This window comes from Rhizobium sp. LC145, from assembly GCF_001005825.1.
Classification (GTDB): domain Bacteria; phylum Pseudomonadota; class Alphaproteobacteria; order Rhizobiales; family Rhizobiaceae; genus Neorhizobium.
The window spans coordinates 21471-33553 of the sequence record NZ_LBHV01000011.1 but is presented as its reverse complement, the minus strand read 5'-3'; the positions used below and the strand labels follow the sequence as shown (position 1 = coordinate 33553).

The following is a 12083-nucleotide window of genomic DNA, read 5'->3' as shown; positions in this document are numbered from 1 at the left end:
CGGGTTGACTGCATGATTGCTGGCGAGCACCGTCCTCCCGGCTTTGCTGGCCGGCCAAGAAAACTCGAACTGTTTGAGCAATAACGCTCCCCGTCTCCGCTATTTCAAAAGGTTCGGAAGGGCCGTCGACAGGACGGGGAACAGCGTCAACAGGATCAGGAACAGGAACAGCGCAATGAGAAAGGGCATGTTTGCCTTCGTCACCCGCACGACATCCTCGTTGCCGATCTTCGCCGCAACGAGAAGCGCGATCGCGACCGGTGGGGTCACCTGCCCGATGACGACCGTCGTCACCATCAGCACGCCGAAATGGACAAGATCGACATCCATCACCATCAGCGACGGCAAAAGCACGGGCATTATCATGGGGATCAGCGGATCAAGCACCATGCCGGCGATCAGCGCGATCGCGAGAAGTGCAAAGATCTTGAGCGTCGTGTTCTCGAACGGGAAAACCGTTTCCAGCCCGTGCGCAAGTGCCGCGGGAACGCCCGCCTGCGAAAGCGCCCAGCCGAGCGCCGTCGAAAAGCCGACGACCATCAGTACTTCGCCGGTCAGGATGCAGGAATCCACGAGGGCGCGGCGCAAGTTGGAGAGCGTCAGCGTACGATAGACCACAGCCGCCAGGACCAACGCGTAGGCGACCGCAAACGCACCTGCCTCTGTGGCGGTGAATACGCCAAACATCAGGCCGAAGAGGATGAGACCCGGCATGCCGAGCGGCAGGATCGCATGCTTGCCCGTGCGAAGAACCTCTTTCCACTGAAACGTTCCGACAGGTTTCCAGCCGTTACGGCGCGCAAGAACGGAAATGGTGATCATCATCGCCACCGCCATCAAGAGTCCCGGAATGACACCGGCCAGGAAAAGCGCTCCGAGCGAGGTGCCGGTAACGGCGGAATAGAGGATCATCGGCGAGCTTGGCGGAATGAGAACACCTATGCCCGAAGAGGTTGCCGTGACGGCTGCCGCAAATGGACCCGGATAGCCGTGGGCCTTGAGTTTCGGGATGGTTACCGAGCCGCTGCCGGCGAGATCGGCGACCGAGGTGCCGATCATGCCGCCGAACATGACGCTGGCGACGACATCGACATGGGCCAAGCCGCCGCGAAGCCAGCCCACCAGAGCGACGCCGAAATCGAAGAGCTTATCGGCGATCCCCGTCGCGTTCATGATGCCGCCGGCGAGGATGAACAGAGGAAGCGTGATGAGAATATAGTCGCCGACGCCACCGAGCGTCTGCTGCGGCAGTGCCAGTTCCCACCCGCCACTGAATGCGAGGAAAAAAAGGACCGAGGCCGCGAGCGATATGACGATCGGCAGTCCGATCAGCACGAAGGCGCAGAGAATGAAGAGCGTTATGGCTGCAAGACCCAGCATCAGTCTTTCCTCCCTTCGATGATGTTGAGGGCGAAAGCGACGCCGAGTCCCGCGCAGGTGGCGAGAATGCCCGAGATGGCGACGGCCTTCGATATGCCCAGGATCGGTGTCCGGTCAGAACCGAAAATGCCGAGGTAACGCCAGGCGAGTACGCCGACGACCGCCACGACCGCGATCGAAAACACCGACTGGAAGATAGCAAGGGCGTATTTGGAGGTCCCGGTCAGGCGTCGCGTCCAGATCGCGCAGCTGATGAGTTCGTTCTTGAGCGCAGCGATAGTGATACCAAGTGCGCCAAGCCACATCAGCAGCGCCGTCACGATTTCCTCGGTCCAGGGCAGGGGCTTTGAGAAAAGATAACGTCCGAGCGAGTTGGTGAGCACGAGACCGACAAGGAAGACGAGCAGCACAATGGCGGCGGTCTCGACCAGCCACTGGAACGCGCTGCGGAGTTTCGAGCGACGCCTGACCTCTTCGCTGAGGATCTCGCTGGGTGTCGGAGCGAGGGCTTCCGTCATCGTTCGCTTCCTTCGCAGACGCTGCCGTCGAAAAGGCGGCCGTAACCGGGGCGGGCGCCTGCAACGCCGGCCAGCTCCAGGCAGTGCCAGAAGGACGCCTGGTTTGCCGATATCACCGGCTTGCCGAGACGCTCTTCCAGCGCTTCGATCGCGCCGACGGTGCGGAAGTTGGTGCAGGAGACGAAGATCGCGCTGGCATCGGGATGATCGACGGAAAGGACATGGTCGTAGACTTCTTCAATCGTGACCTCCGCCAGCGCATGGTCGTCCGAGATGCCGAGATGGCCGCTCTTGACGACGGCGTGACCGTTCTCCTCCAGGAAGCGAATGGCCCGCTCATGGATTTCCGGCAGATAAGGCGTGGCAAGCGCCACCTTGCCGGCCTTTACCTTCTTCAGCGCCGCCAGCGTCGCAGTCGATGCCGTCGTCACCTTGGGGCCCGGCACCCATTGCCTGATCTTCTCGATCAGGGCCCTGTCATAGGCCGTGCCGTGCAGGAACGAGGCGCTGGTTCCGCCGAACAACAGGACATCGATTGGAGCGGCGCCGGCCATACGTGCTGCGGTTTCGAGTTCCGGCGCGCCCATCATCTCCTCGATGCCCTGAACCGTCACTTTCGGCAGCTTGATGCGAGCCGTATGGGTCGAGACGCCTTCTGCCGACATCGCCCACATCTCTTCCTCCATTACCACACTGGAGGCAATATAGATGAGGCCGATGCGCGCCAGGTTGCCCGAGCCGTCATAGCGAAAGCGCGGGTAGGCTTCGGCTTTCGCCGGAGCCTGGGATGCTGCGACGGTCAACGGAGGGTCTCCTCGACCTTGGTCATGAACTCAGGGGTGACGACTTCCGCGATCTTGGTGCGAACCGGAGCTGCGGCAGACTGGAAGGCGGCGATATCCGGCTTGGTGATCGTCACGCCGGCTTTTTCGAATTCTGCAACAAGGTTTGCGTCGCTTTCATCCGAAAGGACACGGGTCTTCTCGACGCCGACCATGGCGGCGGCTTTGACCTTGGCTTTGAGATCGTCCGAAAGCGCATCGAAGGCTGCGCCGTTCATGACCAGCGTGATCGGCGTGTAGATGTGGTTGGTCAACGAAATGTGGGGCTGGGTCTCGAACAGGGAGAATTCCTTGATTACCGAAAGCGGGTTCTCTTGCCCATCGATAACGCCCTGCTTCAGGCCCATATAGACGTCACCGAGGGCGAGCGTCGTGGGCGCCGCGCCGAGCGTCTGGAAGGCCATGATACGTGTCGGGCTGTTCGGGGTGCGGATCTTCAGGCCGCCGAGATCTGCCGGTGTATTGATCGCGCGCTTGGAATTGCTGATGACGCGTACGCCAAGCTCGCCGAAGGCCAGAACCTCGAGATTGGCCTTTTCCTTCAGGGAGGCGGCCATGATCTGCCCGAGTTCGCCGTCGAGCATTGCACGCGCCTGTTCTTTGCCGGAAAACAGGAAGGGCGTATCGAAGATCGAGAATTTCGAGTCGAGTGCGGCAACGCCATCCGAGCCGAGCGGAATGACTTCCACCACGCCGGCGCGGATAAGCTCCGCCAGCGCATTCTCGTCTCCAAGCGAGCCGCCATCGGAGAATTCGATCGAAAAGGCATCGCCGGTCGAGTTCTTAAGTTCATCCCGGAAAGCGGCCAACATCACATTGGTCGGATCACCGCTGGTGGTCTCCACCGCCAGCCGCATCTTCGTCTGAGCTGCCGCCAGATCAGCCGAAAGGACGCTAGCTGCGAGGCTGAAAGCAAAGCCTATCTTCTTCATCACGGACATTCTGATCACCCTCTTTTATTGTTGGTGATCGAATATTCCTGATGAATAGCAAAATATTCAAGGGGCTAAGCGGCTATATAGTAGGCATTGCGTCGCTTTAATTTGTATATTTTTTGTTCATTTGCCGAATAATTGGAGCCTATATTGCACGTCAATTCATCACATAGTCCATGGCTATCTCGAATCCGAAATTGAATAGCTTTTGGCTGTTCGGTGCACAGCCCGGTGCTATTTGACTATACGGTTTTCAGTGGCGGAACGGTTGATATTTGGGAATGTCATAATCCCGTTTCTGGGCGCAGGTGAGGTCATTCTTCGCTGCCCAAATTCGGTCCTCCGGCGAGGGAAGCGCATGGCGGCAGCGCAACGTTTGTGACCCGGCAAGTCGAGGAAGGTTGACGTTGCTGCGGTCAGAATCGGAGAATTGGCAGCCCTGCTGGGGTCGCGCCGCCGCCTCCGTGGAACGGCGTTGTGACGCGCATGGTTTTTACCACGCAAGGCCACCGATCAATTCGGGGAAATGTTTTCCGAAGACACTGGCGGCGTCAGAACGCATGTCGTCTTGACGCCAAAATGCGGCGTCAGTCGTCCTGCTTCGGAAAGGCGACCAGATCCGCCGAGATTGGCCGAACGCGAACGACATCGCCCGCCTTCCATTTCGAAGGTGCGAGGGCGGCGGACGACCTGAGCAGCACGGGCTGCGCCGCATGGTCGCCCAAATCGATGTACAGATCGACGTGACCGCCCTGGAAAACCTGGGTCCTGACGGTGCCGGCAAGGCTCGGGGCGGTCGCATCCCCATCCCCGTCGACCGGCACCAGATGTTCGGGCCTGACGAACAGGTCGACATCCGCCCCGGCGGCGAGCCCGGCCAGGGAGGCTGCCGGCACCTCCACCGACAGCGATCCGACCGCAACCTGTGCCACGGCGTCGGTCACCGCCAATAGTTTTCCCGAGAGCACGCTGGCGTCACCGATGAAGGAGGCGACGAAACGGTCCTGCGGCCGGCAATAGATATCCTGCGGTGCAGCGATCTGGCGGATGCGCCCGGCCGACATGACGGCGATCCGGTCCGACATTGAGAGCGCTTCACCTTGATCGTGCGTAACGAAAACGGTGGTGACGCCGAGGCGCTGCTGGATTTCCTTCAGCTCGATCTGCATGGAGGCGCGCAGGTTCTTGTCGAGCGCCGAAAAGGGTTCGTCGAGCAGCAGCACTTTTGGGCGGATCACCAGCGCGCGCGCAAGCGCCACCCGTTGCTGCTGGCCGCCCGAAAGCTGCCGGGGCTTGCGGTCGCCGAAACCGTTAAGTTTGACGAGGGCGAGTGCCTCGTCGACGCGCCTTTTGATTTCGCCAGCCTCGACGCCCCGCGTCTTCAGGCCGTAGGCGATGTTGTTGGCCACCGTCATATGCGGAAAGAGCGCGTAGTTCTGGAAGACGATGCCGATCTCACGCTTATGGGCTGGCGTCTCGGTCACCAGGGCGCCATCGATGAAGATCTCGCCGCCATCGGCGTCGAGAAATCCGGCAATCAGGTTGAGAAGCGTGGTCTTGCCGCAGCCGGAGGGGCCGAGCAGGGTCATGCATTCGCCGGGAGCGATTTTCAACCATGCCTCGTGCAGCGCGATCGCATCGCCGAACCGTTTGGTGACGCCGTCCAGCTGGACCACAGGCTTTGCTGTGGAGAGTGATGGAGCGGGGGTGGCAATATCAGTGCGCGTCAACATTGAGGATTTTTCCAAGACCGAAGAACAGGTTTGCGAGGGTCAGCAGCAGGGCCGTGACGACGATGTAGATCACCGAAAGAGCGGCAAGCGTCGGGTCGGCATATTCGCGGACGTAATTGTACATGGCGACCGGCAGGGTCTGGGTTGTCTGGTTGGAGACGAAGAGCGTGGCGGTGAACTCGTTGAAGGACAGGATCGCGGCAAACAGCCAGCCGCTGACCAGCCCCGGCACAAGCAGCGGCAAGGTGACGGTGAAGAGAACGCGGCGAGGCGTGGCGCCGAGACTGCTGGCCGCCAGTTCCAGCCGCCCGTCAAGATTCTGCAGCGAGATGAAGACGCTGCGCAGCACGAAGGGCAGAACGAGGATGACATGCGCCAGAACCACCAGTGGAAAGCCGCGGCCGACCGTCAACTGAGCCGACAGGATCAGCAGGCCCAGCCCGATGGTGAAATGCGGAATGACCAGTGGTGACAGGAGCAGCGCCTCGAGCGTCGATTTGAGCGAGAACGTGTAGCGGTGGAGGGCAAGCGCGAAGCCGCTGCCAACGATCAGCGCGATCGTGGATGCCCATGCGGTGACGATCAGCCCGTTCCAGAAGCCCTTTCGGAAATCGTCATAGCTGAGCGCGCGGGCAAACCAGCGCCAGGAGTAGGATTGCGGCGGAAACGCCAGAATGGCCTTGTCGTTGAAGGCGGTGATGGTGACGACGATCGCCGGCAGCATGACAAAGCCGAGAATGACCGCCACCAGCAGTATTCCCGCCAGCGCGAGCGGAGATTTGCGCATCGGAAACGACATCTCACTGTTCTCCCAGGCGTTCGACCGGGCGCATTGCCCGTTTCATCAGGGCGATGACCGCAAAGGTCATCACGAGACCGGCGAGGGACAGGCTTGCGGCAAACGGAAAGTTGAAGGAGGCGAAGCCCAGCTGGTAAACGAGGGTCGACACGGTGTTGACCTTGCCGCCGCCGATCAACTGCGGGGTTGCGAACGCACTGAAGGTCCAGGCGAAGGCGGTCGAGAAACCGGCGACGATACCGGGCATGGACAGCGGCAGGGTCACCGTCATGAAACGGCGGATCGGACCGGCGCCGAGGCTTTCTGCCGCCTTCTCGTAGTTCCTGTCGATATGGGAAAGGCCCGCAGCCAGCATGATGACCATGATCGGCATCGTTACATGCACAAGCGCGGCCACGACGCCCGGCGTCGTGAACATCATCTGCAGCGGACGGTCGATAATGCCGAGCGACTTCAGGACGCTATTAATGAAGCCGTTGTTTCCGAGCACGATCATCCAGGAATAGGTGCGCACCACCTCGCCCAGGAAAAGCGGCGTCACAGAGGCGATCAGGATAAAGGATTTCAGCGCCTTGCTTCTGACGCGCACCAGCGCATAGGCGACCGGATAGGCGAGGATCAGCGTGAAGGTCGCCGTCAGCAGGCAAAGAAGGATGGTTCCCCAGAAAGCCCAGGCATAAAGGGGGCGCAGCAGCGCCGTGAAATTTTCGAGCGTCAACCCGCCTACATCGAGCGAGCCCGGCACATAGGCGCGCACGCTGTATTGCAGGATGGCTGCCATGGCAGCAGTCAGCCCGAGCGCCACAAGGACGGCGGGCGAAACGAACCAGCCCAGGAATGGCCGTTGCTTCATATGATATCCCTCACTCGCGGCATCGCCCGCCGTTTCGAACGGGCGGGCGATGCCGGGCGCCTCATGCGTGCGTTACTGGCCGATCATGTTTTCCGCGAACCACTTGCGCCATTCGGCGGTCTTTTCCGCGCGCAGCTTATGGTCGATGATCAGTGTCTGGCTTGCCCACTGGTCGGCGGTGGTGAAGATGCCGGGAAGGGCGGCGGTCTCGGCGCTCAAGGAGGCATTATCGATGACCGGGCTGCCCTTCTTGAGCTCGGCGATCTTGGCCTGCACCGCCGGATCGAGCGCGATGTTCATGAATTTGTAGGCCAGCTCGCTTTTGGCGGTCCCCTTCATGATGCCCATAGTATCCACACCGAGCACGCCGCCTTCCTTGGGAATGACGATCTCTACCGGCACGCCCTGGTCGCGCATGTAATAGGCGTTCATCGACAGGATCACCTGCACCGGCGTTTCGCCGGTCGCGAAAAGCTGCTGGCTGTTGGCGTCGTTGGTGTAGAAGGCCTTGTAGTTCGGCTTCAGCGCCTTGAGTTTTTCCTGGCCTTTCTCCCATCCGGCCGCATCGCTGCCTTCCAGTTTCGCGGAAACCGCGATCACGTGGCTCGGATCGAAATCAGGCGAGGCAACCATGCCCTTGAGGGCAGGGTCCCACAGACCCTCCCAGCTGTCGAACTTTACGCCCTCGGGCAATTGATCCGGCAGGTAGCCGATCGTGTAGACATAGGCCCAGGCACCGATATGGTAGGGGCTGATCTTCGCCTGCTCCACCAGATGCGACGCATTCGGCACCTTGGAGAGATCGAGCGTCTCGAACAGACCGTCATTGGCATAGAGCCAGCCGACATGCGCGGTGGTGAAGGTGATGTCGCTTTCCGGCGTGCCGCCGGCGAGCTTGGCCTGATTGAGACGGTCCATCGTGCCGCCGGTGACATATTCGACCGCGACGCCGGTTTCCTCGGTGAACTTCTGGCCGATCGCCTGGTCGATCAGGTCACGGAAGCTGCCGCCCCAGGTGCTGACGACCAGTTTTTCCCGGGCATGGGCGGCGCCGGTCTGAGAAAGAAGTGTCAGGACCGAAATCACTCCGGCCATCAATACGGATGTGCGATACATGCTGTTCCCTTGTTTTCTTTGATGAAGGTCGAGTTTCCGTGCATATCCTTCGCGCTTCGCCGCTCCTCCCGTCGGCGATGCGCAATTCCTCCTCTTTCCGCCTCACGCGGCTGAAACTTCCGCAATCAAGCTGACGGCGTAGATAGCTGTGATGCGGGCAGGCCATCCCTGCGTTGGCGGGTCTGCTGCGGTGCCTATCCTCTAAGTCGTCACAAACGCCCATTTTGTAACCATTTCCAAGTGCGTCTAACATTTTGCTTTAAAAATAAGCTGGACGGATGATGGTGCACCTCTTAGCATCCGGAAAATATTATTATCTTCTGGGTTGAATAGGCTACACCTATGAACTTGTCCCTTCGTGTCCTGCGTTACGTGGTGGAAACCGCCGACTGCGGCAGCGTCACCGAAGCGGCCCGAAGACTGAACGTGTCGCAGCCGTCCATATCCACGGCGCTTGCGCAGGTGGAAGCGCAGCTCGGCATCCAGATATTCGTCCGCCATCACGCCCGCGGGGTCACCCTGTCGGCGGCCGGGCAACGATACGTCAACGACGCACGGCTGCTGCTCAACCATGCACGCGACTTCGCCAACAGCGCACAAGCGCTCGGCGATGCATTGCGGGGCGAAATCGTCGTCGGCAGTTTCCCGACCCTGGCCATCCGGTTCATGCCGGCGCTCCTGTCCGGCTTTGCGCAGCGCTATCCCGGCATTTCGGTGAAGCTCGAGGAAGGCGACCAGCAGGAGATGATCGGCCACCTTATCTCGGGCCGTACGGAACTGGCGCTGTCCTATCATTTTGCCGTGCCCGACGAGATCACCGGCGAAAAACTGGCCGACCTGCCGCCCTATGCCCTGGTCTCCGCCAGCCATCCGCTTGCCGGCCGCGACGAAGTCAGTCTTGCGGAGCTGGCGAGCGAGCCGTTCATCCTGCTCGACCTGCCGCATTCGCGCGATTATTTCTTCTCCCTGTTCGCCGCTTGCGGGCTGGAGCCACAGGTTGCGTTCAGGACGCGCTCTTCCGAGCTTATCCGCGGTCTTGTCGGCCATGGGCAGGGCTATTCGCTGCATAACGTTCTGCCCCGCACGACGATCGGCTATGACGGGAGCAGGATCGCTCTCCTGCCGATCTCCGAACCGCTTCCGCCTGCCACCGTCACCTTTCTACGTCTGACGCGCCATGGACCACGGCCGGCGGTTCAGGCCTTCGCGGATTATCTGCGCGAGGCCTTTTCTAAGAGCGGCATGTTCGGCCTCGTATAAGGGGTTAGTAGCCGCGCTGCGGATCGATCCTGCTCAGCACGGCCTCTTGGCGTGCGACCCTTCTGACGTTTTCGCCGATCTGCCTGGCGGCGGAGGAAGGTAGGGCGATCGATGCCAGATGCGGCGTGATGAGGACGTTCTCCATCTCCCAGAGCGGACTATCCTCCGCGAGCGGCTCCTTGGCGAAGACATCGAGCGTGGCACCGCCGAGCCAGCCGGATGCCAACGCCTCGATCAGCGCTGGTTCGTCCACGACGCTGCCGCGTGATACGTTGATGAAGAATGCTCCTTTCTTCATCGAACGGAACATGGCTGCGTCGAGGAGATCGTCCGTCTCCGGGGTCTTTGGCAGCATGCAGACAACGATGTCGGATCGGGACAAAACGGAGACAAGAGCATCGGCACCGCTGGAGCAGGAGATGCCTTCGACATCCTTCTGGGTTCGTGACCAGCCGAGCACGCGATAACCGTGCCGGCCGCATTCCCGGGCGGCCTCAAGCCCGAGTTCTCCGAGCCCCAGCACGCCGACGGTGATGCTAGCTGGATCTTTCGGATGAATGTAATGCCAGTGCCGGTCGCGCTGCGCCTTCTCGAATTGCGGAATGTCACGGGCGTAGCGGGTAACGGCGAACAACACGAAACCCGCCATCATCCGTGCCATGCGCGGATCGGAAAGACGGGTGATGGGAACGTCCGGAAGATCGCTGCGGCCGACAAGGGCATCCACGCCTGCGCCCAGATTGACGACGAGTTCGAGCTTGGGAAAGTTCTGGAAAAAACCTTGCGGCGGCTTCCAGACGAGCGCCGAGCGCACGCAGTCCACGTCAGCGATATCCTCGCTGCGGCATAGCTCGATCCCTTCCGGTTCGAGCGCTTTCCTCCAGGCGTTGAAGTCGTCGAAGGCGCTGTAGAACACCATGCACGACCGCGTCATTTCGAGCCGCCTTCACGGATCAGCGTCGCGACCGCCGAAAGCGCAAGTTCGTAGCCAAGCGGCCCTAGGCCGGCGATGACGCCAGTGGCGGCCTTGGACACGTAGGAATGATGCCGGAACGGTTCCCGTTTCCAGATATTGCTCATATGCACTTCGATGATCGGGCCGTCATAGGCGAGCAGGGCATCAAGGATCGGGATGGAAGAGTAGGTCAGGCCGGCCGCGTTGATGACCACGCCGTGAGCTGCCTGCCTCGCCTCCTGAATCCAGTCGACGATCTGCCCCTCATAGTTGGACTGGCGAAATTCGAGCTGCAGACCGATCGCGGCCGCATGAGCATGGCACCGTTCGCCGATCGACTGGAAGCTCTCGTTCCCGTAGGTTCCCGATTTATCGAGACCATAAAGGTTGGCATTCGGGCCGTTCAGGAAAAAAACCGTGGGGAGGGGGATCATAGACTGCTCCTTGATGTGGAGCAAACATAGCCAAACCAGCGGAGCGATCTAATATTATAAATCTATTCATTGGAGCGGAATAGCGTATGAACGGTCACGAGCCGGAAGACGCTGTTCCATTCGCCGTATCGTTAGGCACCTGCAAAGAGCCGCAGCCATGCAGGCGTTGGGGGCAGGTTATGCAGCCGCCGTAGCAGCCTTGGCCGCCTCCCGGAAAGAAACGAGCTTGCCGCTCCTCTCGTCCCAGAGCACGAGCCTGACGCACAGAAGGCTCTGCCATAAAGTTATGCGGCCGATACCCACGAGTTCGGGATGATCGCGCAACACCTCCGGCAGCCGGTAATAGGGAATTCGGCTCGATAGGTGATGAACATGATGCACGCCGATATTGCCGGTGATCCATCGGAGCACCAATGGCAGATCGTAATGGGAGGCACCGTGAAGTGCGGCCTCAGGAAAGTGCCAATCCTCGGTCTTCGACCAATGCGTTTCCTCGAACTGGTGCTGAACGTAGAAGAGCCACACGCCCGCCGCTCCTGCGAGCAGCACGACCGGCAGGTGGATCAGCAGAAAGGGAACAAGCCCGACGGCCCAAATCATCACTGCGGTCAGAACTGCGAGCGCCAGATTTGTGGCCATGGTGGAAACCCAGGGCAGGGCCCCGGATTTCATCATCCCGAAAGGCAGGCGCTGCTTGAAGAGAAAAAGCCAGGCAGGCCCGATACCGAACATCACCAGCGGGTGCCGGTAAAGTCGGTAGGCAAGCCGCCTCAACAGAGGAAGCGCATGATATTCCGCAACGGTCAAAGTGGTGATGTCGCCGACGCCGCGCTCATCGAGATTGCCGGCCGTCGCGTGATGGGCCGCGTGTGCCCGCCGCCAGTAATCGTACGGCGTCAAGGTCAGCACGCCGAGGATACGTCCCGTCCAGTTATCGAGACGCCGGCGGGCGAAAAACGAGCCATGCCCGCAATCATGCTGGATCATGAAAAGCCGCAGCAGGAAGGCGGCTGCCGGGAGCACCAGGATCAGCCCGGGCCAAAAACCCTGAAAGACGGAGATATAGGCGCCGGCCCAGAATGCGACGAAAGGGAGAACCGTCACGAAAAGCTCGAATATGCTGCGTCCGAAACGCGGCTGCCGGTATTTCGAAAGGGTCTTCAGCCAAGCGCCGGCTGCGTCCTTCGGAGCTGTCTCAATTACATGGGCATTCATGGAGTTCGCTCCGCTTTTTCTCGGCCTCGGGCACGCTCTTCAA

12 protein-coding genes are annotated in these 12083 nt (G+C 60.6%); 1 reads left to right on the top strand and 11 read right to left on the bottom strand.

Translation table 11 applies throughout. The features are described 5' to 3' along the window. Nucleotides 1–99 precede the first annotated feature (99 nt). The 8 genes from YH62_RS24190 to YH62_RS24155 all read right to left on the bottom strand — a co-directional run bounded on the left by YH62_RS24190 (nt 100) and on the right by YH62_RS24155 (nt 8176). Entirely contained in the window at nt 100–1380 is a 1281-nt protein-coding gene (locus YH62_RS24190) for a TRAP transporter large permease (RefSeq protein WP_046796871.1), read from the bottom strand. Beyond that, entirely contained in the window at nt 1380–1898 is a 519-nt protein-coding gene (locus tag YH62_RS24185) for a TRAP transporter small permease subunit (RefSeq protein ID WP_046796870.1), read from the bottom strand. Before YH62_RS24185 ends, YH62_RS24190 begins: the two co-directional genes overlap by 1 nt. Further along, nucleotides 1895–2701 (bottom strand): Asp/Glu racemase, encoded by an 807-nt coding sequence (locus tag YH62_RS24180; protein ID WP_046796869.1) that lies wholly within the window; start codon nt 2699–2701, stop codon nt 1895–1897. The genes YH62_RS24185 and YH62_RS24180 overlap by 4 nt, the downstream gene beginning before the upstream one ends. After that, entirely contained in the window at nt 2698–3681 is a 984-nt protein-coding gene (locus tag YH62_RS24175; protein ID WP_046796868.1) for a TRAP transporter substrate-binding protein, read from the bottom strand. The genes YH62_RS24180 and YH62_RS24175 overlap by 4 nt, the downstream gene beginning before the upstream one ends. Before the next feature lie 581 nt (nt 3682–4262). Continuing rightward, complete coding sequence (locus YH62_RS24170) at nt 4263–5408, bottom strand: ABC transporter ATP-binding protein (RefSeq protein ID WP_046796867.1); 1146 nt, start codon at nt 5406–5408, stop codon at nt 4263–4265. Beyond that, the gene (locus YH62_RS24165) at nt 5392–6207 is read right to left on the bottom strand and encodes an ABC transporter permease (RefSeq protein ID WP_046796866.1); all 816 of its coding nucleotides are present in this window, start codon (nt 6205–6207) and stop codon (nt 5392–5394) included. The genes YH62_RS24170 and YH62_RS24165 overlap by 17 nt, the downstream gene beginning before the upstream one ends. Before the next feature lies 1 nt (nt 6208). Continuing rightward, the gene (locus tag YH62_RS24160) at nt 6209–7060 is read right to left on the bottom strand and encodes an ABC transporter permease (RefSeq protein WP_046796865.1); all 852 of its coding nucleotides are present in this window, start codon (nt 7058–7060) and stop codon (nt 6209–6211) included. 72 nt (nt 7061–7132) lie between these two features. Further along, nucleotides 7133–8176 carry an ABC transporter substrate-binding protein gene (locus tag YH62_RS24155; RefSeq protein ID WP_046796864.1) on the bottom strand — a complete coding sequence of 348 codons (1044 nt, stop codon included), beginning with the start codon at nt 8174–8176 and terminating at the stop codon, nt 7133–7135. A 342-nt stretch (nt 8177–8518) separates the two neighbouring features. Here YH62_RS24155 and YH62_RS24150 point away from each other — a divergent pair, with 342 nt between their 5' ends. Then, a complete protein-coding gene (locus YH62_RS24150) occupies nt 8519–9436 on the top strand; it encodes a LysR family transcriptional regulator (protein WP_046796863.1) in 918 nt (305 codons plus the stop codon). Between the two features lie 4 nt (nt 9437–9440). On the opposite strand, the gene YH62_RS24145 is transcribed toward YH62_RS24150, so the two are convergent. The 3 genes from YH62_RS24145 to YH62_RS24135 form a co-directional block, all read right to left on the bottom strand. Beyond that, entirely contained in the window at nt 9441–10370 is a 930-nt protein-coding gene (locus YH62_RS24145; RefSeq protein WP_046796862.1) for a glyoxylate/hydroxypyruvate reductase A, read from the bottom strand. After that, nucleotides 10367–10825, bottom strand: coding sequence for a type II 3-dehydroquinate dehydratase (locus YH62_RS24140; protein ID WP_046796861.1), 459 nt, complete (start codon nt 10823–10825; stop codon nt 10367–10369). The genes YH62_RS24145 and YH62_RS24140 overlap by 4 nt, the downstream gene beginning before the upstream one ends. A gap of 177 nt (nt 10826–11002) precedes the next feature. After that, complete coding sequence (locus tag YH62_RS24135) at nt 11003–12040, bottom strand: fatty acid desaturase (RefSeq protein ID WP_046796860.1); 1038 nt, start codon at nt 12038–12040, stop codon at nt 11003–11005. Between the last annotated feature and the right edge of the window lie 43 nt (nt 12041–12083).